The 22,935-nt window shown below is 63.7% G+C and carries 18 protein-coding genes; 14 read left to right on the top strand and 4 right to left on the bottom strand.

Going from position 1 to position 22,935, the window contains the following annotated elements; genetic code table 11:
• Positions 1-129: 129 nt before the first annotated feature.
• Positions 130-708: a UbiX family flavin prenyltransferase gene (locus BN2476_RS31970; RefSeq protein ID WP_087738198.1), complete on the bottom strand. Its 579-nt coding sequence runs from the start codon at positions 706-708 to the stop codon at positions 130-132.
• 315 nt (positions 709-1,023) lie between these two features.
• Here BN2476_RS31970 and BN2476_RS31965 point away from each other — a divergent pair, with 315 nt between their 5' ends.
• The 12 genes from BN2476_RS31965 to BN2476_RS31910 all read left to right on the top strand — a co-directional run bounded on the left by BN2476_RS31965 (position 1,024) and on the right by BN2476_RS31910 (position 14,699).
• Positions 1,024-2,115 (top strand): porin, encoded by a 1,092-nt coding sequence (locus BN2476_RS31965; RefSeq protein ID WP_087738197.1) that lies wholly within the window; start codon positions 1,024-1,026, stop codon positions 2,113-2,115.
• Positions 2,116-2,377: 262 nt separating this feature from the next.
• Complete coding sequence (locus tag BN2476_RS31960) at positions 2,378-3,772, top strand: MFS transporter (RefSeq protein ID WP_087738196.1); 1,395 nt, start codon at positions 2,378-2,380, stop codon at positions 3,770-3,772.
• 374 nt (positions 3,773-4,146) lie between these two features.
• Entirely contained in the window at positions 4,147-4,851 is a 705-nt protein-coding gene (locus BN2476_RS31955; RefSeq protein WP_087738195.1) for a GntR family transcriptional regulator, read from the top strand.
• 34 nt (positions 4,852-4,885) lie between these two features.
• The gene (locus BN2476_RS31950) at positions 4,886-5,704 is read left to right on the top strand and encodes an SDR family oxidoreductase (protein ID WP_087738194.1); all 819 of its coding nucleotides are present in this window, start codon (positions 4,886-4,888) and stop codon (positions 5,702-5,704) included.
• Between the two features lie 23 nt (positions 5,705-5,727).
• Positions 5,728-6,660: a 3,5-dioxohexanoate:acetyl-CoA acetone transferase gene (gene kce, locus BN2476_RS31945; protein WP_087738193.1), complete on the top strand. Its 933-nt coding sequence runs from the start codon at positions 5,728-5,730 to the stop codon at positions 6,658-6,660.
• Between the two features lie 15 nt (positions 6,661-6,675).
• Positions 6,676-7,461 (top strand): N-acyl homoserine lactonase family protein, encoded by a 786-nt coding sequence (locus tag BN2476_RS31940; RefSeq protein ID WP_162849277.1) that lies wholly within the window; start codon positions 6,676-6,678, stop codon positions 7,459-7,461.
• A 27-nt stretch (positions 7,462-7,488) separates the two neighbouring features.
• Positions 7,489-8,616 carry a sugar ABC transporter substrate-binding protein gene (locus BN2476_RS31935; RefSeq protein WP_087738192.1) on the top strand — a complete coding sequence of 376 codons (1,128 nt, stop codon included), beginning with the start codon at positions 7,489-7,491 and terminating at the stop codon, positions 8,614-8,616.
• A 25-nt stretch (positions 8,617-8,641) separates the two neighbouring features.
• Positions 8,642-10,180, top strand: a complete 1,539-nt coding sequence (locus BN2476_RS31930) for a sugar ABC transporter ATP-binding protein (RefSeq protein ID WP_235851050.1) — start codon at positions 8,642-8,644, stop codon at positions 10,178-10,180.
• A gap of 37 nt (positions 10,181-10,217) precedes the next feature.
• Positions 10,218-12,317 carry an ABC transporter permease subunit gene (locus BN2476_RS31925; RefSeq protein WP_087738191.1) on the top strand — a complete coding sequence of 700 codons (2,100 nt, stop codon included), beginning with the start codon at positions 10,218-10,220 and terminating at the stop codon, positions 12,315-12,317.
• Between the two features lie 18 nt (positions 12,318-12,335).
• Entirely contained in the window at positions 12,336-13,286 is a 951-nt protein-coding gene (locus BN2476_RS31920; RefSeq protein ID WP_087738190.1) for a 3-hydroxyacyl-CoA dehydrogenase, read from the top strand.
• A 70-nt stretch (positions 13,287-13,356) separates the two neighbouring features.
• Positions 13,357-14,259 carry an SMP-30/gluconolactonase/LRE family protein gene (locus BN2476_RS31915; RefSeq protein WP_087738189.1) on the top strand — a complete coding sequence of 301 codons (903 nt, stop codon included), beginning with the start codon at positions 13,357-13,359 and terminating at the stop codon, positions 14,257-14,259.
• A 221-nt stretch (positions 14,260-14,480) separates the two neighbouring features.
• The gene (locus tag BN2476_RS31910; protein ID WP_087738188.1) at positions 14,481-14,699 is read left to right on the top strand and encodes a hypothetical protein; all 219 of its coding nucleotides are present in this window, start codon (positions 14,481-14,483) and stop codon (positions 14,697-14,699) included.
• 123 nt (positions 14,700-14,822) lie between these two features.
• Here the strand turns inward: BN2476_RS31910 and acpA are convergent, their stop codons facing one another.
• Positions 14,823-16,568, bottom strand: a complete 1,746-nt coding sequence (gene acpA / locus BN2476_RS31905) for an acid phosphatase (RefSeq protein ID WP_087738306.1) — start codon at positions 16,566-16,568, stop codon at positions 14,823-14,825.
• A gap of 458 nt (positions 16,569-17,026) precedes the next feature.
• Positions 17,027-17,230, bottom strand: coding sequence for a DUF2970 domain-containing protein (locus tag BN2476_RS31900; RefSeq protein WP_087738305.1), 204 nt, complete (start codon positions 17,228-17,230; stop codon positions 17,027-17,029).
• 335 nt (positions 17,231-17,565) lie between these two features.
• Here BN2476_RS31900 and hcp point away from each other — a divergent pair, with 335 nt between their 5' ends.
• Together hcp and BN2476_RS31890 are read left to right on the top strand one after the other, a co-directional pair.
• Entirely contained in the window at positions 17,566-19,233 is a 1,668-nt protein-coding gene (gene hcp, locus BN2476_RS31895) for a hydroxylamine reductase (RefSeq protein ID WP_087738187.1), read from the top strand.
• 53 nt (positions 19,234-19,286) lie between these two features.
• Positions 19,287-20,324 (top strand): 2Fe-2S iron-sulfur cluster-binding protein, encoded by a 1,038-nt coding sequence (locus tag BN2476_RS31890; protein ID WP_087738186.1) that lies wholly within the window; start codon positions 19,287-19,289, stop codon positions 20,322-20,324.
• Between the two features lie 217 nt (positions 20,325-20,541).
• Here the strand turns inward: BN2476_RS31890 and BN2476_RS31885 are convergent, their stop codons facing one another.
• A complete protein-coding gene (locus BN2476_RS31885) occupies positions 20,542-22,890 on the bottom strand; it encodes a PAS domain S-box protein (protein ID WP_087738304.1) in 2,349 nt (782 codons plus the stop codon).
• Positions 22,891-22,935 lie beyond the last annotated feature (45 nt).

Here is a 22,935-nt window from a genome sequence, read left to right as displayed (position 1 = left end):
ATTCACTTTAAATCAGCGGATCACGCGAAAGAAGCAAATTAATCCGAATGAGTTATCAATGAAATTTGATAATTCGCGGACGCCTGGGATAAACCCTTTATCGGCAGAACAATAAAGACAATTGCACGCTTACATACCCCAGCGCTGCACCGTCGCGGCATCGAGTCCGTACAGATCGAGCACGCGGCCGAGCGTGTGATCGACCATGTCGGTCAGCGATTCGGGGTTCGCGTAGAAGGCGGGCACGGGCGGATAGACGATTGCGCCCGCTTCCGTCACGGCCGTCATGCTGCGCAAGTGGCCGAGGTGCAAAGGGGTTTCGCGCACCATCAGCACGAGGCGGCGGCGCTCCTTCAGCGTGACGTCGGCGGCGCGCGACAGCAGGCCGCCCGTCATGCCCGTCGCGATCTCCGACAAGGTCTTGATCGAGCACGGCGCGACGATCATGCCCATCACAGGGAACGAGCCGCTCGAAATGGACGCGCCGATGTCGGTGTTCGAGTGGCAGACGCTCGCCATCGCGCGCACGTCGGCGACGTTGTAGTCCGACTCGTGCGCAAGCGTGACCTGCGCGGAGCGGCTCATCACGAGGTGTGTCTCGATCTCCAGCTTGCGCAGCAATTGCAGCAGCCGCACGCCGTAGATGACGCCGGATGCGCCGCTGATGCCCACTACCATGCGCCGCGGCGGCATGCCTCTCATATCCATAAGACTCTCCCGAATGCCAATCCCTGTTCGCGTGACGCGGCGGATGTTAGCACCCGGTTTCTGCTAAAAGAAGCTTGAAACGCGATTAAATGCCCGGCCCTGGTGTTTTTCCCGATCATTTAAAGGCTTTGTTCGTTTTGTTCGATTGGTTGATAAATAATTCGCGATTCAAAGCTGTAAATCGGTTAGCTACACTCTCGCCAACATATGACAGGCCACCGGCATCCGCACGACGGGTTCGCACAGGCAAGATGCCATATGGGGATCAGCCGGCATGCGGCCGGCTGGCGAAAAAAAAGACATTGGAGACACTGGTTGAAAACGACGAGTCTGCTGTTAGGCGGCTGTGCGTTCGCGTTGTGTTGTCCCGCGTTCGCGCAGTCATCGGTGACGCTCTACGGGAGCATCGACGTGGGTGTCGATTTCGTTTCGAACTCGCGTGGGGCGCATCTGTATCAGGAGTCGGCGGGCAAGCGCACGCCGGACCGTTTCGGCTTTCTGATCAAGGAGGATATCGGCGGCGGCAATACGGTCTTCGCGCGGCTCGAATCGGGCTTCCTGACCAACACGGGCGCGCAGATCAATCCGGCGAGCTTCTTCAATCGCGATGCGTATGTGGGCATCACTAACGACCGGTTCGGCTCGCTGAGCCTTGGCCATATTCCCGACTACGTGTACGAGTACGTGGGCGGGCTGAACAACTCGGTGCCCGGCATCTCGTCGTTCTATACGGTCGGCAATCTGGACGGACTGGCCAACACGCGCGCGCTCGACAATTCGGTGAAGTACGAGACGATCGATTACCGCGGCTTCCAGGCGGGCGTGATGAACAGCTTCGGCAACCAGACGAACTTCAGCGAGGGGCGTCAGTACAGCATCGGCGCGCGCTACCAGAACGGCATCGTGAAACTGGGCGCGGCGTACACGATGTCCCACGACCGCACGGCGGATCTCTTCGGCATCTTCGGCGTGACATCGGTGCTCGGCCAGACGTTGAAGCAGGGCACGCAGTTCAACGCAGAGCGGTACAGCACGATTGCCGTCGGCGGTTCCGTGGCTGTCGGCGATTTCATCCCGCACGCAACTTTTACCGATGTGAAGCTCGAAGATCCGCAGGGCTCGGTGACGGAACGTAACTACCAGGTCGGCGTGAACATCGATCTGAGCGGTGGCAAGCGCTTCTATGTGCTCGGTATCTCGTACAACCGTTCGATGTTCGAAGGGCTGACCTACAACCAGTACAACCTGTTTCTGACGCACTACCTGTCCAAGCGCACGCAGATCTACGCGGGCGTCGGCTTGCAGCGCGCGTCGGGCACGGGCGCGAAGGCCGAGCAGTTCGGCTATCAGCCGTCGAGTTCGAGTGCGCAGACGGTCGGACGCATCGGTATCAATCAGATGTTTTGACGCGGCACGCTCGGGGGCGATATGGCGTGAGCGCGGCGATGTAGATGTCGATGAAGGAACGGCATCGGGCGGGAAAAGGCAATGGGGCAACGAGGTACGGCTTTTTTCACGTTTTTCGATCTGATCATCGAGAATTTTTGATTCTGTCGTCTGCTGGCGGGCCTGTATATTGAGGCTCCCGGCGGCGGCGCCAAAGGGAAGCAGCAGGGGCGGCGACGCGACGCAAACGCGCCGCTGCCCGATCAGGCACATTGGGACGCACATGCAAGCAGACCGCACTTTCAACATATCGACACTGATAGAAGAGCAAAAAACAGGACGTTTCGCGATCGGCCTGCTGTTCTGGTGTTTCCTGATCATGCTGATGGACGGCTACGACCAGACGGCCGTCTCGTTTGCCGCGCCCGCCATCATCAAGGAATGGCACGTCGCGCGCGGCGGCTTCGGCCCCGTCTTCGGCGCGGGGCTGTTCGGCACGCTGATCGGCTCTTTCATCTTCGGCTATCTCGGCGACCGCTTCGGCCGCAAGCGGGCCATCGTGTCGGGCAGCCTGTTTTTCGCCCTGCTGACGCTGGCATCCGTATGGGCCACGTCTCTTCACGAACTGATGCTGCTGCGTTTCATCGCCGGTCTCGGGATGGGCGGCGTCGTGCCCAACTCGGTTGCGCTCGTTGCCGAATACGCGCCGAAGCGTTTGCGCGCGACGTGGGTCACGTTGATGTTCTCCGGCTTCTCGATCGGCGCGGGCTCGGGTGGTCTCGTGTCTTCCGCGCTGATTCATCGCTACGGCTGGCCCGTGATGTTCGTCGTCGGCGGCGTCGGCTCGCTTGCCGTCGCGCTGCTCCTGATCGTGACGCTGCCCGAATCGGCGAAGCTGCTGGTCGTGCGTCAGCGCAGCGTCGAAACGGTGCGCAAGCTGATTGCGCGTCTGCGTCCCGAGATCGCGCTGCCTGCCGACGCGCAGTTCGTGCCCGGCGAAGTGCAGGAAAAGAAGCGCTTCGTGCTCAAGCTGATTTTCTCCGACGGCCTGCGCGCGATCACGCCGCTGCTGTGGATCGTCTTCATCGTCAATTCGATGGCGCTGTACTTTCTGCAGAACTGGCTGCCGATCCTGATGGAAGGCGTCGGCATTAATCCGCAAAGCGCGGGCATCATCACGACGATGTTCTCGGTGGGCGGCGTGCTCGGCGGACTGATCCTGTGCCGCTTCGTCGATCGTCATGGCGTGCTGGCCATCATCTCGCTGCCTGCAATCGGTTGTCCCGTCGTCGCTTTCCTCGGACACGGCATGTCCGAGGCGTGGCTGATGTTCGCCGTGTTCGCGACCGGCTTCTGCGTGGTCGGCGCGCAGTACGGGCTGTATGCGGTCGCGGGCATGATCTATCCGACCGCGTTCCGCTCGGCGGGCGTGGGCAGCGCGATTTCGGTCGGCAAGATCGGCTCGGTGTCGGGCCCCGTGATCGGCGGCATTCTGCTGTCGATGCATCTGCCGTTCGCGCAGATGTTCTATGCGGCGTCAGCGCTGTTCCTCATCGCGACGATCTTTTCGACGGTACTTGCCGTGCTGTACAAGGCGCGCTTCGGCGAGAAGCACGAGAAGCACGACAAGGAAGACGCGCCCATCAAGGAAATGCGTTCGGCACTGGGCGATTCGTGATCGCTGGCTCTGCGCATCGCTTGCGCGGTTTCAAACAACGTACTCGTTAACAAACCATCGACGGGCAGGTGAAGCGGGTGCTTCTTCTGATTTCTCGCGGATCGACAATTCAACGTCGCCGGCCCGCGCGTGTTTATAGATAGCCTTATCGCAACAGCCGCGTGCGCACCTTTCCCTCAACGCCAGCTTCATCAAGCGCGGTCATCCCATCGCGAACTCATGCCGCCGAAAGCGAACGGGCCGCACATCCCTCCGCGATCGTTTGAGTATTAACCCTGGTCAAGCATGGCTTGACTCATCCATCCTCGCGACGCACACTGTTTTCAACGCAACTGTGATCACAGGTCACAGATCGCAAAACAGGAGACACCTGAATGGCGACACGCTCACCCCGTGGCGAGCTGCCCGAGCTCGAACTCGTCGCTCGCGAGACGATGGCAGGCCGCGTCTACGCGCAGTTGCGCGAGGCGATCATGATCGGCCGGTTCGCACCCGGACAGCTGCTGAGTCTGCGCAGCGTCGCGGAGGCGGTCGGCTCGTCGACGATGCCCGTGCGCGCCGCGCTCACGCGCCTGCAAGCCGAAGGCGCGTTGATCGATGGTCCGGCCCGCGCGTTGATGGTCCCGCCGATGACGCTCGAGCTGCTCGACGAACTGCGCGACGTGCGCATCGCGCTCGAGGGCTGTGTCGCGAAGCGCGCGGCATCCCGGATGACGCAGGCGCATCTGTCCGAGTTGCAAGCGATCTACGACGCGATGGACGCGAACGTCGAAGCAGGCGATGTCGCCGCCTACCTGCGCAGCAACTTCCAGTTTCACATCGCCATTTACACGCACGGCGCGAGCGATCTCACGCTCGCCACGATCCAGAACCTCTGGTTGCGCATCGGGCCGTTCCTCAATCTCGTCGCCCCTGACATTCCACACATGCGCCGTTCGATGGACGCGCACCGCAAGATCGTCGAAGCGCTGTGGCGCGGCGACGGCGAAGGCGCGCGCGCTGGCATCGCGCAAGACATCGGCGAGGCGGCGGCAGACCTCGCCGAGCGATTGCAGGGCAGGGAAGCGGCCAGCGCCTGACACGCCTCACCGCATCACAACAACGGAGACAAGCATGACGGTTACACAGATGTTGCAACCGCGCGCGGGCTTGCGCGTGCTCGTCACAGGCGGCGCATCGGGGATAGGGCTCGTGATCGCCCGCGCGTTCGCAGATGCCGACGCGCGCGTGCACGTATGCGACGCGAGCCGCGACACCATCGATGCGCTCGCGACGGCCGAAGCCAATCGTGGCACAAGCGGCGGCGCAGGCGCGATCACGGCGACGCTCGCCGACGTGTCCGATCGCGATGCCGTCGAGCGTGTGTTCGCCGACGTCAAGGCGCAACTCGGCGGCCTCGACGTTCTGGTGAACAACGCGGGCATCGCCGGACCGACGGGCGGCGTCGATCAGATCGATCCCGACGAGTGGGACAACACGATCGACGTGAACCTCAACGCGCAGTTCTACTTCGCGCGCCGCGCAGTGCCGCTGCTGCGCGATGCGCCGGATGGCGGCGCGATCATCGCGCTGTCGTCGGTGGCGGGGCGCCTCGGTTACGCGTACCGCACGCCCTATTCGGCGACCAAATGGGCCATCGTCGGCCTGACGAAAAGTCTCGCGATCGAACTCGGGCCAGCGGGCATACGCGTCAATACGATTCAGCCCGGCATCGTCAAGGGACCGCGCATCGAGCGCGTGATCGCCGCGCGCGCGCAGCAACTCGGCCTCTCGTACGAAGAGATGGAAAAGCAGTACCTCGAAAAGGTTTCATTGCGGCGCATGACGACGCCCGAAGAAGTGGCGGCCACTGCGCTCTTTCTATGCTCACCTGGCGGCAGCGGCATCTCGGGACAGGCGATCTCCGTGTGCGGCAACGTCGAAGTGCTCTGACGTCAACCAGCAACGAGGAAAACATGGCAAGCAAACGCAAGGTCATCATCACCTGCGCGCCGACGGGCGCGATTCACACACCGTCGATGTCTCCGTATCTGCCCGTGACGCCGCAACAGATCGGCGACGCCGCGCTCGCGGCCGCGAAAGAGGGCGCGGCGATCCTGCATCTGCATGCGCGCGACCCGAACGACGGGCGGCCGACGCAGGACCCGGCCGTGTTCCAGCAGTTCCTGCCGCGCATCAAGGCCGAAACCGATGCGGTGATCAACATCACGAGCGGCGGCAGTCCGCACATGACGGTCGCCGAACGGCTCAAGCCCGCGCATCACTTCAAGCCGGAAGTGGCATCGCTGAACATGGGCTCGATGAACTTCGGCCTCTATCCGATGCTCGAGCGCTTCAAGGAATTCAAGCACGACTGGGAGCGCCAGCATCTGGAGAACAGCCGCGACCTGATCTTCAAGAACACGTTCGCCGACATCGAATACATCCTCACGTCGTGCGGCGCGAACGGCACGCGTTTCGAGTACGAGTGCTACGACATCTCGCATCTGTACAACCTCGCGCATTTCGTCGATCGCGGACTCGCGAAGCCGCCCTTCTTCGTGCAGAGCGTGTTCGGTCTGCTGGGCGGCATCGGCGCGCATCCGGAAGACCTGATGCACATGCGCCGCACGGCCGACCGCCTGTTCGGCGGCGACTACGTGTGGTCGATTCTCGGCGCGGGCCGCAATCAGATTCCGCTTGGCTCGATGGGCGTCGCGCAGGGTTCGAACGTGCGCGTCGGACTCGAAGACTCGCTGTGGATCGAGCCGGGCAAGCTCGCCGAATCGAGCGCGGACCAGGTGCGCAAGATCAGGCTGGTGATCGAAGGGCTCTCGCTCGACATCGCGACGCCCGCCGAAGCACGCGCGATGCTGGGCCTCAAAGGCGCGAACGAAACCAACTTCTGACGCGCGGAGGCCATCATGAGCAGCGCATCTGCGCCACGTCTGAAGGTCGTGGCAATGCCGACGGGCTGGCTGACAGTCGACCGCTCGTCACAAGTTCACGGGCGCTATTTCGGGCAGTCGATCCGCGTGCCCGTGTGGTCGACGGCGATCGTCGGCGCGCAAAAGAAGATTGTCGTGGATACAGGCATTCATGATCCGGCGTGGGTCTCGAACTTCGTGTGCCCGTGCGAACAGGCGCCCGAAGAGCGGCTCGAGCGCGCGCTGAAGGAGTATGTCGGCTGGAGCGCGGACGACGTCGACATCGTGATCAACACGCATCTGCACTATGACCACTCGGGCGGCAACACGCTCTTTCGCAACGCGAAGTTCGTGATCCAGGCAGCCGAATGGGAATACGCGGGCCATCCGCTGCCGACGCAGGCGACGTACTACCAGGAGTTCCTGATCGGCCGCGAGCCGCTTGCATGGTTTCGCTGGCAGTTTGTCCACGGCATCACGGATATCGTGCCCGGCGTGCGCGTCGTGCCGACACCGGGGCATACGCCTGGTCATCAGTCGGTTGCCGTCGATACGGAAGACGGCGTCGTGCTGATCGCGGGCGATTGCGCGAACTGCATGGAGAACATCGTCGATCTGGTGCCTGTCGGCATCGTCCACGAAACGCAGGCGGAATTCGCGTCGCTCAGGCGCATTCGCCAGATCGCGGACTTCGTCATCCCCGGACACGATCCCAACATCGTGCCCGGTTCGGCAGGCATCGTCCTGCCGCGTGAATCACGTTTGCCGCACGTCCAACCCTGAAAAACAAAGACGGTACTGGAGGAAGACATGACAGCAGTGACTCGCATCATCCGCCGCGCGGGGCAGGCGGCGCTCGCAGCGGTGCTCGCCGGCGGACTCGCTTTTTCCGGCAATGCCGTTGCCGCCGGCAAGTACAAGATCTTTCTGTCGATGAGCTATGTCGGCAACGACTGGCAGACGGAAGCCGCGAACATGGTCAAGGCGATGGCCGAAACGCCGGCGCTGAAGGACAAGGTCGATCTCGAAGTACAGGTAGCGGGCACCGACGCGCAGAAGCAGATCCAGCAGATCAACTCGATGGTGCAGGCGGGTGCGAAGGCCATCGTCATCTATCCGATCTCGCCGACGGCGCTCAACCGCGCGATCCGCAACGCGTGCTCGAAGGGCGTGGTCGTCGCGGCGTACGACGGCGAAGTCACCGAGCCGTGCGCGCACAACGTGACGATCGACCAGAAGCAGGCGGGCACCGTCACGGCCGAATGGCTCGCGAAGACCATCAACGGCAAGGGCAATATCGTGCTGATCAACGGCGTGCCGGGCACGTCGGTCGACCGCGCGCGCACCGAAGCCGCGAAAGCCGTGTTCGCGAAGTATCCCGGCATTCACATCGTCGCGGAAGGCACGGGCATGTGGAGCCAGGCGACGGCGCGCACCGAGCTGTCGAAGATTCTCGCGACCAACAGCTGGGACAAGATCGACGGCCTGTGGATGCAGGTCGGCTGCTTCACGGCCGCGTCGATGCAGCTCGAAGCGGGCATCGCCGACGACAAGATCAAGCCATGCGCGGGCGAATCGTCGAACGGACACCGCGTGCAGATGCTGCCGCCCGGCACCGTGAAAGGCGAGGGCACGTATCGCTCGATCGGCTACCGCTCGATTTCGTATGGCGCGCCGCCTTACTCCGGTGCGATGGCGCTGAAGCTCGCGGTGGCGAAGCTCGACGGCAAGGACTTTCCGCAACGCGTGACGCTCAAGCTGCCGCTCGCCGAGAGCTCGCAGTCGAAGCTGTGCAAGACCGGTTCGATCGACGAGCTGAAGGCGGGCTGCACCGGGTTCCCGCAAGACAAGGTGCCGCCGGGCTGGTTCGCGGACATCTATTCGGACGAGACGCGCGAGGTCGGTTTCAATGCGGCGCTGAGCGGCAAGCAGGACTGAAGCTCGCCGCAACGGAGGTGTTCCGATGGTAAGCATGAGCATGCAGACGGGTGCGGCGGAAGGTGATCTCGCGATCGATCTCGCCGGCATCGTCAAGCGCTTCGGCGCAACCGTCGCGCTCGACGGCGCATCGTTTCGCGTCAGGCGCGGCGCGGTTCAGGCGCTGCTCGGCGAGAACGGCGCGGGCAAGTCGACCACCGTCAAGCTGCTGTCCGGCCTGATGCGGCCGGACGCGGGCAGCATGCGCGTGATGGGGCAAGAGGTATCGATGCACGGTCCGAAAGACGCGCATCGCGCCGGCGTGCAGACCGCGTTCCAGGAGATGACGCTGGTGCGCGATCTGACCGTCGCGCAGAACCTGTTGATGGCCTACGAGCCGACGGGCTGGTTCGGCCGGATCAAACGGCACGACGCGCTGCGCAAGGCGGCCGATTGGCTGGAGCGGCTCGAGCTCGGCGACATTCGCCCGGGCGCGTACATCCGCGATCTGTCGCTGCCCGTGCGGCAGAAGATCGAGATCGCGAAGGCGATCGCGCGCGAGCCGCAAGTGCTGCTGCTCGACGAGCCGACCTCGGCGCTGTCGGGCCGCGACGTCGCGTGGCTCGCACGGCGCATCGACGAACTGAAGGCACGCGGCGTGACCTTCGTGTTCATCTCGCACCGGATGCAGGAAGTGCGCGAGTTCTGCGACAGCCTGACCGTGTATCGCAACGGCAAGGACGTCGGGGCATTCGATGCCGCCGACATCACCGACGACGAAGTGATCCGGCTCGTGATCGGCCGCTCGATGGACGCGAAGTATCCGCCGAAGGTGACGGCACCCGCGAAGATCGCGACACCCGCGATCGAGGCGCGCGGCATTAGCGTCGACGGCATGGTGAACGACTTCGACCTGACGTTGCGCGCGGGCGAGGTGCATGGCATCGCGGCGCTGCAAGGCATGGGGCAGCGCGAACTGTTCGAGGCGCTCTTTGGCGCGACGTATATCGACGCGGGCGAAATCCTCATCGACGGCAAGCCCGTCACGCTGACCTCGACGGCCGATTCGCTGAAGGCGGGCGTATCGACCGCGCTGCTGCCCGAGGATCGCAAGACGGAAGGGCTGTTCCTGCGTCTGCCGGGCGGCGAGAACATTTCGCTGCCGATGATCCGGCGCTATACGCGCTTCGGACTGATCGACCGCAAGCGCGAGCAGGCCGCGATCCGCCGCTCGCTCGAACAGATGGAAGTCAACCCGCGCGCGCTGTACAAGCCCTGTCTGTCGTTCTCGGGCGGCAACCAGCAGAAGATCGCGATGGCGAAATGGCTGCTCACGCAAAGCCGCGTCTGGCTGATGTTCGACCCGACGCGCGGCATCGACGTCGGCACCAAGCATCAGATCTTCGTGTTGATGCGCGCGTTCGCGGCGGCGGGCGGCTCGGTGCTGTTCTATTCGACGGACGTGCCCGAGCTCGTCAACGTGTGCGACCGCGTGACGGTGGTCTATCGCGGCCGGCACGCCGGCGAACTCGAAGGCGACGCGCTCACCGAAGAGAACGTGATGCGCAGGATGCTGTCGAGCTGAGACCGGCCCCGATCCATCGTTCTACGAGAGGGATTTCATGAACAATGCAATTGCGTCTCACGAAAGCGAGATCGCGCGGCCGGGCGCGCACGTCGGCTTCGGCGCGCGCATCGATCACCATCGCGGCCTGATCATCGCGATCGGCGCGCTCGCGGCGATGATGATCGCGTGGGTCGCGCTGTCGGCGACCCCCGTCGGCCTCTACGACATCGGCTCCGTGATTTCGAGCAGCACGACGCTCGCGCTCGCCGCGATCGGCCAGACGATCGTCGTGCTGAGTGGCGGCTTCGACCTGTCGGCATCGGCGGTCGTATCGCTTGCGAACGTGCTTGCCGTGCGCTTCGTGCAGGGCACGCCGATCGAGCAGTGGGCGGGCGTCGCGTTGATACTCGCGATAGGCGGCGGCATCGGCCTTGTGAATGGCGCGCTGATCGCGTGGTTCCGGCTGCAATCGATCGTCGTCACGCTGGCGACGATGTTCATGGTGCAAGGCATGACGCTGCTGATCCAGAACAAGCCGGGCGGCAGCATCGGCGACCAGTTCGCGGGCGCGCTCACGGCCGATCTGATTCCCGACAAGCTGCCGATGTCGGCGGGCGTGCTGATCGCGGCACTCGTCGTTTGGGCTTTCTTGCGGCGCACGCGGCTCGGTGTGGGCATCTACGCGCTCGGCAGCGAGCCGGACAGCGCGTACGCGAACGGCCTGCCCGTCACGCGCTATCGGATTGCCACGTACGCGATCGCGGGCATGTTCTACGCGGCGGCGGGCCTATACGTGTCGGCGCAGACGGGCTCCGCCGATCCTCTCGTCGGCAGGCCGCTGCTGCTGTCGATGTTCACGGCCGTCGTGCTCGGCGGCACGCGGCTCGGCGGCGGACGCGGCGGTTGCGTGGGCACCGTGTTTGCCGCGATGACGCTGATGATCACCGTCAACATTTTGCTCGTGCTCAACGTGTCCGCGTTCTTCACGACGATCGCCGAGGCCGTGATCCTGATCCTCGCCGTGCTCGGCTCGTCGATCGGCAAGCAGTCCGCAGCGCACGAAAGCGCGCGTTACCTGATGCAATGCCTGAAGGCGTTGCGAACGCATAGCCGCGCGCAGGACGAGCGGCACGCGCGGCGCGTCGATTTCGCCGTCGCGGACTTTCGCGCGGTCGAGAACACGGAACTCACAGGCCGCTTTTTCGCCGACTGGATCGAACGCAATCGCGAGTGGGCGCGCTACGTCGTGCCTGCGTATCTGCTATTCGTCGCGGTGATCGTGTTGACGGGCTTCGTCTACGGTCCGGGCGTGCTGGCGAGCGCGAACTTCTATAGCAGTCTGCTCACGCTGACGCTCTTTCTCGCGATCCTCGGCCTGGGTCAGGGCGCGGTGATCCTGACGGGCGGTCTCGATCTGTCGATGCCGTGGCTCATCACGCTGTCGGGCGTGCTGCTCACGGGTCTTACGCACGGCGTCAACGACGCGGCCTGGTGGGCCGTGCCCGTCGTGCTGGGCGCGGGGCTAGTCGTCGGCATCTTCAACGGCGCGGGCGTGGTCGTGCTCGGGCTGCCGCCGATCGTCGTCACGCTCGCGGCGAACGGACTGCTGCAAGGGCTGACGCTGATCTATTGCAACGGCTCGCCGCAGGGCTGGGCGCCTTCCGCGCTCAGCGCGTTCACGAATGGCCGCGTGGGCTGGCTGTCGCTCGCGGCGTGGTGCGTGCCCGTGTTTCTCGCGTTCGCACTGCTGCTGTTGCATCGCACGGCATTTGGGCGGCGCGTGTATGCCGTCGGCAATTCGCCCGTCGCGGCGAAGCTGTCGGGCGTGCGCGTCGGTCCGACGCTGATTGCCGTCTACTGTCTGTCGGGCGTGTGCTCGGCGCTCGTCGGCCTGCTGCTCGCGGGCTTCAGCAGCCAGGCGTTTCTCGGCATGGGCGACCCGTATCTGCTGCCGTCGATTGCCGTGGTCGTCGTGGGCGGCGCGCTGATCACGGGCGGACGCGGCCACTATCTCGGCGTGTTCGGCGGCGCGCTGCTGCTGACCGCGCTAGGCACGCTGCTCGCGGGCACGACGGTGCCGCCCGCGGTGCGCGACATCATCAACGGACTCGTCGTGCTGGCCGCTGTCATCACGCTGCGCGACAAGAAAGCCTGATCAAACGGAGGAAGCACAATGGCGCAGCGACTGGTTGCAGTGATCGGTTCGGGCCGCATCGGCCGCGCATGGGCGATCGTATTCGCGCGCGCGGGTTTTCGCGTGAATCTGCATGACGCGGCGCCCGCGATGCTCGAAGGCGCCGTGCCAGCGATTCGCGACAGCGTGCGCGACCTGGCGTCGTTCGGGCTCGTCGATGAACCGGTGGATCGCATCGTCGAGCGGATAGCCGTTTTCGCGCAGCTCGCCGACGCGGTGCGCGACGCCGGGCTCGTGCAGGAAAACATCGCGGAAGTGGTCGACGACAAGCGCGCGTTGTTCGCAGAGCTGGACCACATGACGCGTCCCGATGCGCTGCTCGCGAGTTCGACGTCGGGCCTGCCTGCATCGACGTTTACCGAAGGGCTCGCGGGCCGCGCGCGCTGTCTCGTTGCGCATCCCGTGAATCCGCCTTCGCTCGTGCCGCTCGTCGAGTTGTGCGGCGCGCCGTGGACGGCGCCCGACACGCTCGCGCGCGCCCGCGCGATCTACGAGGAAGCGGGCCAGAAGCCCGTCGTCGTGAACCGCGAGATACCGGGCTTTTTGCTGAACCGTCTGCAAGGCGCGTTGCTCGACGAAGCGTTGAGCCTCTTCGAACAAGGCTATGCCGATGCGGCGGATCTCGACACGGTGATGCGCGACGGGCTCGGCCTGCGCTGGTCGTTCATGGGTCCGTTCGAGACGATCGATCTGAATGCGCCCGGCGGCGTGACCGATTACGCGCATCGCTACGGCGGCACGTACCGTTCGATCGCGGCGACGCGCGTGCCGTTCGAATGGCACGCCGATGTCGTCGCGGCGCTCGATGCGCAGCGTCGCGAGGTGCTGCCGCGCGATCAGATCGAGGCGCGCAGCGCATGGCGCGACCGGCGGTTGATGGCGCTGCTCGCGCATCGGCGCGCGCTCGCGGCGAAATCCGACGACGAATGACGCTGTGCTACGTGCGATGCGTCGCGGACGGCATCGCGGATACATCACGCAAACGAATCGGGAGACGACGATGGTCGAGACAAGCTTGCTGGTCGATGCGAACAATCACCTCGGCGAAGGGCCGCTGTGGGACGTGCGCGAAGAGCGCCTCTACTGGATCGACAGCACGGCGGCGGAAATCTACAGTTGCCGCGCGGACGGCTCGGACGTGAAGCGCTATTTCGTGCCGCGCCATATCGGATCGATGGCGTTGCGCGAGCAGGGCGGCGCGGTCGTCGCGCTCGCGAACGGGCTTCACTTCTATGATTTCGATGCACAGACCGTCGAGCCGATCGGCGATCCCGAAAGCGACGATCCCGAGACGCGCTTCAACGACGGCAAGGTCGATCGCAAAGGGCGGTTTATAGCGGGCACGATGGCGTACGACTTCGACCGCTACGACGCGGACCGGGGCCAGCGCCCGACGCGCAGCGGCGGACTGTACCGGCTTGACACGAACCGCGCGATCACGCGTCTGGACAGCGGCATCAGCTGTTCGAACGGGCCCTGCTGGAGCCCGGACAACCGCACGCTTTACTTCACCGACACGTACGAGAAGCTGATGTACGCGTACGACTACGACATCGAAACGGGAAGCGTGTCGAATCGGCGGGTGTTCGCATCGGCGCGCAACATGGCGGGGACGTTCGACGGCGCGACTGTGGATGAGGAGGGTTATATCTGGTCGGCGCTCGTGTTCGGCGGTCGCATTCTGCGTTTCGCACCGGACGGCAGACTCGACCGCACCGTGCCGTTCCCCGTGCGCAACCTGACGAGCGTGATGTTCGGCGGGCCGAAGCTCGACGTCCTCTACGTGACGACGATGGGCCGTCCGATGTGGGGCATTCCGCAGAAGGAGCGCGACAAGGGCGGCCTCTTCGCGGTCCGGGGACTTGGCGTACGCGGCTTGCCGGAACCGCGGTTTGCGGGGTAGCGGCTGGCGAAAGAAGTGCGTCTGTGAGGCGCGGCGGCGTTGTCAGTGCGAAGGCTCGCCATGCGCTGCGAGATTCAACACGCGATCATTGCCGTGACCACGCGGCAACACCTGTTGTAACGCTTTTTTGACGGGCGTAGGCTTGAAGTACGTCAGACGTGAACACGTCGACGCACATAACAGGCATGGCCAATCGGGAACGTTTCAACGGGGAAGGGGCGATGAAGAAATCTCATACATTGCCGACGCATAGCGCTGGGCCAATCTGGGGCCTGATTTTCGGGGCCGTCATGACGACGATCGCGGTTGCTCTATGGATGTACGCGAAGACGCACGCCGGTTCGAATCATCTGGACGAATCGCTGGCCGTGGGCGCTGCGCTTGTCGGCGTGTTCGTCGCTGTGTGCGCCGCCCGGGAAATCCGTCATCACAAGCATTGAAGAATAGCGGGCGATGATCTCGCGCCACGCGTTGTTGCAACGCGTGGCTGCTCATGATGTTTGCCTGCCGTCTGCCTGGTGTTCGCCGGGGGCCACAGGCGCCCCCCGGCGCAGACGCTCTCGTTATGCGGACAGATCCAGCGCGTTGGTCAAATCGCCCATGACGGGCTGACCGCGCGACTGCATCGCGACGTCGCGCGTGCGAAAGCCGTCGAGTGGCTCGAGTTCGAATACGCGCGTGATCAGCCGCAGGATCGATGCGGTGTCGTACACGGTGTGATCGACATAGCCCTTCTTCGCGAACGGCGAGACCACGAGTGTCGGCACGCGTGTGCCCGGACCCCAGCGGTCGCCTTTCGGCGGAGCGACGTGATCCCACCATCCGCCGTTTTCGTCGACGGTCACGATCACCACCATGTTTTCCCATTGCGGGCTCGCGCGCAGCGCTTTCACCGCGTGCACGACATGACGATCGCCCGATGCGACGTCCGCGTAACCCGCGTGCATGTTCAGATTGCCCTGCGGCTTGTAGAACGTGACGGCGGGTAGCAGGCCCGCACGCGCGTCGGCGAGGAAGCGATTGGTGCTCTCGTCGTCGCCGAGGCCGCCGTCGCGCAGATGCTTCGCGCGCGCAGCGGTGCCCGGTCCCAGATTCGCGAAGTAGTTGAACGGCTGATGGTGATACTGGAAGTTGGGAATCACCGGCGTGCCGTCGTTCGTGTTCTTGCCGTGCATGTCGAGCGTCTGCTGGAACGCGCCCGCGTACCACGCCCAGTCGATGCCACGTTTGTCGAGCTTGTCGCCGATGTGCTCGTGCGTCTGCGGCGGCAGGGCCATCGCATTGCTGTCCTGCGTCAGATCGACGACGCCGTTCGCGCCGACCTTGTACGGCGTGGGCGCGAAGGGCGGCATCATCGTGTTGACGGCATAGCTGATCGCGCGTCCGTCAGCGAGCGTTTCCGGCGGCGTCAGCGCGCTCGGGCCGAACTTCGGGACGCCGTCCATCGCGCTGTTCGGCGACGCGGGGAGTGGTATCAGATTCGGGTCGTCGGGGCGTCCGCTGACCGTCTGCGCAATCTGCGCCTTCGCGATGCTCTGCTGCGGATTCGGATACACGGGAGGTGTCGCCGCGACCAGATACTGATGGTTCAGGAACGAGCCGCCAAACGCGCCCTGAAAGTAGTTGTCGCACAGCACGTATTCGCTGGCCAGATCCCACAGGCGCAGGTCGTAGCTCGAGTTCGCGTAGTGACCCATCGTGAAGCCACCCGAGTCCGCCCACGCGGCGAACATATCGTTCTTGCCGCCGTTGATCTGCATCTGGTTCTGATAGAACACGTGCCACAGATCATGCGTGACCAGCGATAGCGGCAGGTGCTCGCCGTGCGGACCTTTGAGCGCAAACGGCGCGTTCGGCAGATCGGTCTGATATTGCTCGCCCGCCTTGTATGGGACGCCGTCCGCGATCTGATCCTTCAGCAGCCAGCCGCCCGGCACTTTCGGCAGGCGAGGCAGTACGGTCTTGCCGTCGCGGTCGCGTTGCACGCAGTCTTCCGGCTTCACTGCGGAGAGCGGCCGTTCGACGCCCGGGAAATTGCCGAACAGGTTGTTGAAGCTACGGTTCTCCGCATAGACCACGACGACCGTCTTGACCTTCGATCGCAGCGCGCGGTCGAACTGCGGTCCAGCCGCGACGCCCGTAACGGAGGCTTCGCGCGACGACGGCAATGCGCAGCCGGCCAGTCCGCCGCCCATCGCCACAGCGGCGACTCCGCCGAGGAAGTGGCGGCGGCTGGGGCGTTGCGGCGTCTGCGCGGGATCGGCGTCTTCATTCACGGGCTGAGAAGAGGGCGGTTCGGTGCGTTTCATCTGGATGTCCAAGGATGAGGGAAGCGATCGAAGAGGCTTGCGCGAAGCATAGCGTATGGCGGCTATGCGCGGGCGGCCGCAACAGGCCGCGCAGTCGGGGCAATATCTTTGCGTACCTGTCGTGACATTTGCGTGACAGAGAATGTTGCTCGATGGCAGCCCGCCGTCACGCGGCGGATTCGGCGTCGATCAGTGTTCTCGTTGCCTCGAAGCCAGTCTGTGCGTTATGCGCCGCCGGTTGAGATGCGCGAGGAAAGTCGCTCGGCGAGAGACGAGACGACGGCTCGTTGCGAGGTCGTCGTTCGGTGGTGGGGCGTTAGGTCTAACGTGCTCTTCGAGAAGGAAGGCTGGATGTCCAGTCGCTTCTCGAAGGCAATCTGCATCGTGCAGATTCGTGCGCCGTGAAATGAGTGCGACGCGACGCGCTATTTTCGTTTCGATCGTGCCTGCCGCAAAGATCAGAAGCCTTGAAGCGTGTGTGTCGCGTGTGCGACGAGGTGTACGACCGCGAAGATCGTGCCGCCGATACATGCCGCGAGGGCAATTGCAACGAACGGAAGCAAGACGATATTCACGTTAGCAAAATCGGCTTCGTGCGAAGCGCTTTTGCGCACGCCGAAAAAGCTCCATAAAACGATTCGAATGAGCTTGAGGATTTCCATGGCTCCCTCCATCAGGGTCAACTAAGAGTACGGCTCATGATCTGCCTTCGACAGAAGCGAAGGAAGGAGCAGTTGACGCAATTCCGATAGAAGCAGAACGCATCACCCATTCATCGCATGTCCAGCCTCGTTTAACCGGGTGCGACAAATGTTCGCAATAAGGCTTTTAAAGGCGCAATGAAGCGATCTCGCCTGCATTCGCTGATCCAGATCATGATCAATAAGCCTTCGTATCTTGATAATAAAAACATACTTATGTGATGCATCTTAGTGCGATGCGATAGCACGCCTTATCAACGCCTGAATATCAACACCTGAACGAGAACGGAGAAACTGTGTTTTGCTACCAATGTGAACAAACGGACCGCACGGGTGCCCAGCCCGGTTGTGCATCGTCAAAGGGCAATTGCGGCAAGGACGCGACGACGGCTGACCTGCAGGATCTGCTGGTGCATGCAGTCAAGGGCCTTGCGCAATACAACACGCTTGCGCGAACGATGGGACATGCAGATCGCGAAGCCGACCGCTTCGTTCTCTACGCGATGTTCACGACGCTGACCAACGTCAACTTCAATGCGAGCCGCTTCGTCGCGCTGCTGAAGGAAGCGGCCCAGCTTCGCGACCGGGTCCGGTCGGCCTATGAAGGCGCGGCGAAGGCCGCAGGCGAAGTCGTCCAGACGCCTGCCTGCCCGGCCGCATGGCAACCGGCTGGCGATCTCGCCGGTCTGCTTGCTCAGGCGCAGACGGTCGGCATCAATGCGGGCATCGAGACTGTGGGCGCGGATGTCATCGGGCTTCGTGCGCTGGTGATCTATGGTCTCAAGGGCGTGTGCGCCTACGCTCATCACGCGCAGATGCTGGGCAAGGAGAGCGACGAAGTCTACGCGGGCGTCGAAGCGGCGCTCGTTTTCCTCGCCACCGAGCCGAGCGACGTCGAGGCGTTGCTCGCGCAAGCGCTCAATCTCGGCAGCCTGAATCTCAAGGTGATGGAGCTGCTCGACGACGCCAACACGAGCCGCTTCGGCGCGCAACAGCCGACCGCCGTGCGTGTCACTCCCGTGGCGGGCAAGGCCATTCTCGTGTCGGGACATGACTTCGGCGATCTGCAGGCGCTCCTCGAACAGACGGAGGGCTCGGGCGTCCAGATCTATACGCACGGCGAAATGCTGCCGGCCCACGCGTATCCGAAGCTCAAGGCGTACCCGCACCTCGCCGGCAACTATGGCGGCGCGTGGCAGGACCAGCAGTCGGACTTCGCGAATTTCCCCGGCCCGATTCTGATGACGTCCAATTGCCTCATCGAACCTCGGCCGCAATATCGCCAGCGTATTTTCACCACGGGACCGGTGGGTTGGCCGGGCGTGCGGCATCTGGAGCATCACGACTTTTCGGTGCTGATCCAGGCTGCGAAGGCGCTGCCGGGGTTCCAGGAAACCGCTCCCGAAAAGACCATCACCGTGGGCTTCGGACGTCATGCTGTCCTCGGTGTCGCCGACAAGGTGATCGACGCGGTGAAAGCGGGCGCGATCCAGCATTTCTTCCTGATCGGCGGCTGCGACGGCGCCGCGCCCGGCCGCAACTACTACACGCAGTTTGCCGAGCAGGCGCCGAGCGACACGGTCGTGATGACGCTGGGTTGCAACAAGTATCGCTTCAACCAGCACGAATTCGGCGACATCGGCGGCATTCCGCGTCTGCTCGATCTCGGGCAGTGCAACGACGCGTATTCGGCGATCCGCATCGCAGTGGCGCTTGCCGATGCGTTCGAGTGCGGCGTCAACGATCTGCCGCTGTCGCTGATCGTGTCGTGGTTCGAGCAGAAGGCGGCCGCCGTGCTGTTGACGCTGCTCGCGCTGGGCATCAGGAACATTCGCCTCGGACCGACGCTGCCGGCCTTCCTGACGCCGAACATCCTCACGATCCTGGTCGAGCAGTTCGGCATTCAGCCGATCGGCGATGCCAGCTCGGATCTCGCCGCCGCGCTTGCCCGCAAGGCAGCCTGAGTCCCATACGCCAGGCGTCGTGAGGCGCCTGGCTTTTCTTTGCGCAGAATTTCATGACATTCCAAATCCAGCTCACGACACGCGATGAGCAGCAGCTGAGTTTCGACTGCGCGCCCGATCAGGATCTGCTCACGGCCGCGGCGGCAGCCAATATCATGCTGCCCTCGCAATGCAGGAAGGGCAGTTGCGGTGCGTGCCACGCGTCCGTCACGCATGGCGATTATCAGATGGGCGAACACAACGCCGATGCGCTTTCGGCGGGTCAATCGACTGCGATCCTGATGTGCAGAACCACGCCGTGCAGCGATCTGCGTATCAACGTTCCCTACGATCACACGAAAGTGCTGCGTCACGCGGTGCCGAGTCGTTCGACGACGATCGTGGGCCTCGAAACGATCGCGCAGAACACGGTGCGGCTGGAACTGGCGATCTCTCCCGACGCCGAGGGCGGCAGTGCCGCCGAGTTCGAACCCGGGCAGTTCATGGAAATCGAAATTCCGGGCAGCGACGAGCGGCGCCCGTATTCGCTCGCGAATACAAGCAACTGGGAAGGGCGGCTCGAATTTCTGATCCGATTGCAGCCGAACGGCCGCTTCGCGACTTATCTGCGCGAGCGCGCCGAGGTCGGTCAGCAGCTCATGGTTCGCGGTCCGATGGGCGGCTTCGGCATTCGCGAGGGCAGCTTTCGCCCGCGCTGGTTCGTCGCGGGAGGCACGGGCGTGGCGCCGATGTTGTCGATGCTGCGCCGCATGGCCGACTTTCAGGAAATGCAGGATGCGCGGCTCTTTTTCGGCGTGAATCAGGAAAACGAACTGTTTCTGAAAGACGAGATGGAAGCGCTGAAGGCGCAACTGCCTCAACTCGAAGTCGATCTGTGCGTCTGGAAGCCTGAACAGGGCTGGGATGGCTTCAGCGGCACTCCGGCCGATGCGCTGTCTGCTGCGTTGGCGAACACGGCGTGTCAGCCGGATATCTACGTTTGCGGACCAGCCGCGCTGATTCGTGCCGCCGAACGGATTGCAATCGATTCGGGCTTGCCGCCCGATCAATTCGAAAGCGAGCGGTTTGTTTCCAGTGCCGGCGCGGTGTGATCGACTCGCTGCAAATTACCTGCTGATCGCCGCCTGCATCACAGTCACCCTTGCCTCGCGACACACCGGCGCTCTTCGACGGCTTTCCTGAAACGCCGTCGCATGACCATGCCGTCTCTGTCGAATTGCTGCGCGAGCGAATCGATCTCCGTAGTCGTATAGCGCTCATGCGATGTCTCCTGCGAGGTCATGCCGACGCAACAGGCCAGTCCGCGCGTCAGTCGCGAAAGCCCTGCAATACGGCGCCGAGTTCTTCGAGCGTGAATGGCTTGCGCAGCGCCGCCCAGCGAAACGGCAGCGGCGGCACAGCCGGCATCTCGTAGCCCGACGAAAACACCAGACGGATCGACGGCTGAATCGCGGCCGCCTGTCTGGCAAGCTCGACGCCATCGATGCCAGGCATCCTGAGATCCGTGATCATCACGTCGAACGGCTCTTCGCGCAGCCAGCCGAGGGCTTCTTCAGGCGACGTGGTGAATCTCGGCGCGTGGCCAAGCAAGCGGATCAGTTCGTTGATCGCTTCCGACAGATTCCCGTCGTCGTCGACAAGCAGGATGCGCAGCGTTCGCGTACCGTCCGCCCGTTCAATGGCGGAGGCATCAGCGGCGAGCACATCTTTCCCGCTGTCGAGCATCTGCCTGACCTTGTGGGCGAGCTGCTCGCGGCTATAGGGCTTGCTGAGCAGTTCGACGCCCGGGTCGAGCCTGCCGCCGTGGACGATCGCGTTGTGCGTATAACCCGATGTGAACAGCACCTTCAGACGCGGCAGCAGCGTGACGGCCTGGGCCGCCATGTCGGTGCTTCGAACGGGCCCGGGCATCACGACGTCGGAAAACAGCAGATCGACTTCCACGCCGCTTCGCAGCACGGTCAGCGCCTGTTGCGCATCGTCGGCCTTCAGCACGTTGTAGCCGAGTTCGGAAAGCGTGTCGATTGCGGTCGTCTGTACCTTCTGATCGTCCTCGACGACGAGAATGGTCTCCGTTCCTCCCCTCACGGGAGCGCGCATCCGCGGGGGCGGCTCGATGGCCGGCTTCGCCGAGCGGGGCAGATAGATCTTGACGGTCGTGCCGTGGTCGAGCTCGCTATAGATCTTGATATGGCCGCCGCTCTGCTTCACGAAGCCATAAGCCATGCTGAGCCCGAGACCCGTACCCTGGCCTTCGGGCTTCGTGGTGAAGAACGGATCGAATGCGCGCTCGACGACGTCTTGCGGCATGCCCGTTCCCGTATCCGTGACGGCCAGCAGCACGTACTGTCCGGCGGCGACATCGGGCACGGTCGCGATGTATTCGTCGTCGAGCATGGCGTTCGACAACTCCATCGTCAGCTTGCCGCCGTCGGGCATCGCGTCTCGCGCATTGATCGCGAGATTGAGAACCACGTTCTCCAGCTGATGAATGTCTACCAGCGTGTTCCACAATCCGCCCGCGACAACCGTCTCCACACGTATCGTTTCACCGAGCGCGCGCCGAAGCAGATCGTCCATGCCGCGAAGGGCGGCCGCCAGATTGATCACCACGGGCTGCAACGGTTGCTGGCGGCCGAACGCAAGCAGTTGCGACGCGAGCTTCGACCCACGGTCGACCGCGTCGATGGCCTTGTTGACCCGCTCGCGCGTCCATGGATCGCGGTGGTGCCGGCTGTCGAGCAGTTCGAGATTGCCGCGCAATATCTGCAGCAGGTTGTTGAAGTCGTGAGCCACGCCGCCCGTCAGCTTGCCCACGGCTTCCATCTTCTGGGCCCGAAACAATGCCGTGCGGGTCTCTTCGAGTTGCCGGGCTGCGTCCGTGCGTTCGGTGATGTCCCGCGTGATCTTCGCGAAACCGACGAGCGCGCCATCCTCGCCCTTGATCGCATCGATCACGACGTGGGCCCAGAAGCGCCGGCCGTCCTTGCGCACGCGCCATCCCTCGGACTCGAAGCGTCCTTCTTCTGCGGCGATCGACAGCCCGCGTTCCGGCAGTCCGGCTGCCGTATCTTCGGGCGTATAGAAGCGGGAGAAGTTCGAGCCGACGACTTCTTCGGCGCTGAAGCCCTTGATTCGCCTCGCGCCGGCGTTCCAGTTCGTGATCGTGCCGTCGGGCGACAGCATGAAGATCGCGTAGTCCGTGACGCCGTTGACGAGCATCCGGAAGCGCTGCTCGCTTTCGACGACGGCCTCGTAAGCGATTCTCTTGTCCGTCATGTCGCGCACGATTTTGGCAAAGCCGGCAATGCGACCCTCTTGGTCTTTCAATGCCGTGATCACGACGCTGGCCCAGAAGCGCGAGCCGTCTCGCCGGACGCGCCAGCCTTCGGAGTCGGAACGTCCCGTGCGCCGTGCCGTTTCGAGGGCGGCCGCGGCGGCGCCTCGAGCACGAGCTTCCGGCGTATGGAACATGTCGAAATGCCGGCCAATGACCTCCTCGCTCACGAAGCCGTGAATCTGCTCGCCGCCGACGTTCCACGTCCTGATCCTGCCATCGCGTGACAGCCCGATCACTGCATAGTCGCGAACGGAGCTGACCCATCGCCGGCACCAGTCTTCCGGGAGGGAAAGGTCGCCCTGGTCGTCGTCTTGCATCGTCGTCTCCCCATTCTTCCGCTGGTTCATCTCAAGCGTCGCCAA

The organism is Paraburkholderia piptadeniae, from assembly GCF_900007165.1.
Lineage (GTDB): Bacteria > Pseudomonadota > Gammaproteobacteria > Burkholderiales > Burkholderiaceae > Paraburkholderia > Paraburkholderia piptadeniae.
Note: the sequence above shows the minus strand (reverse complement) of the source record. Positions and strands in the feature narration are given on the sequence as shown.

What these genes read in the sequence shown, in the direction of transcription:
- BN2476_RS31970 (WP_087738198.1), bottom strand. Translation starts at nt 708, where the DNA reads ATGGATATGAGAGGCATGCCGCCGCGGCGCATGGTAGTGGGCATCAGC.
- BN2476_RS31960 (WP_087738196.1), top strand. Translation starts at nt 2,378, where the DNA reads ATGCAAGCAGACCGCACTTTCAACATATCGACACTGATAGAAGAGCAA.
- BN2476_RS31955 (WP_087738195.1), top strand. Translation starts at nt 4,147, where the DNA reads ATGGCGACACGCTCACCCCGTGGCGAGCTGCCCGAGCTCGAACTCGTC.
- BN2476_RS31950 (WP_087738194.1), top strand. Translation starts at nt 4,886, where the DNA reads ATGACGGTTACACAGATGTTGCAACCGCGCGCGGGCTTGCGCGTGCTC.
- kce (WP_087738193.1), top strand. Translation starts at nt 5,728, where the DNA reads ATGGCAAGCAAACGCAAGGTCATCATCACCTGCGCGCCGACGGGCGCG.
- BN2476_RS31940 (WP_162849277.1), top strand. Translation starts at nt 6,676, where the DNA reads ATGAGCAGCGCATCTGCGCCACGTCTGAAGGTCGTGGCAATGCCGACG.
- BN2476_RS31935 (WP_087738192.1), top strand. Translation starts at nt 7,489, where the DNA reads ATGACAGCAGTGACTCGCATCATCCGCCGCGCGGGGCAGGCGGCGCTC.
- BN2476_RS31930 (WP_235851050.1), top strand. Translation starts at nt 8,642, where the DNA reads ATGGTAAGCATGAGCATGCAGACGGGTGCGGCGGAAGGTGATCTCGCG.
- BN2476_RS31925 (WP_087738191.1), top strand. Translation starts at nt 10,218, where the DNA reads ATGAACAATGCAATTGCGTCTCACGAAAGCGAGATCGCGCGGCCGGGC.
- BN2476_RS31920 (WP_087738190.1), top strand. Translation starts at nt 12,336, where the DNA reads ATGGCGCAGCGACTGGTTGCAGTGATCGGTTCGGGCCGCATCGGCCGC.
- BN2476_RS31915 (WP_087738189.1), top strand. Translation starts at nt 13,357, where the DNA reads ATGGTCGAGACAAGCTTGCTGGTCGATGCGAACAATCACCTCGGCGAA.
- BN2476_RS31910 (WP_087738188.1), top strand. Translation starts at nt 14,481, where the DNA reads ATGAAGAAATCTCATACATTGCCGACGCATAGCGCTGGGCCAATCTGG.
- acpA (WP_087738306.1), bottom strand. Translation starts at nt 16,568, where the DNA reads ATGAAACGCACCGAACCGCCCTCTTCTCAGCCCGTGAATGAAGACGCC.
- BN2476_RS31900 (WP_087738305.1), bottom strand. Translation starts at nt 17,230, where the DNA reads ATGGAAATCCTCAAGCTCATTCGAATCGTTTTATGGAGCTTTTTCGGC.
- BN2476_RS31890 (WP_087738186.1), top strand. Translation starts at nt 19,287, where the DNA reads ATGACATTCCAAATCCAGCTCACGACACGCGATGAGCAGCAGCTGAGT.
- BN2476_RS31885 (WP_087738304.1), bottom strand. Translation starts at nt 22,890, where the DNA reads ATGCAAGACGACGACCAGGGCGACCTTTCCCTCCCGGAAGACTGGTGC.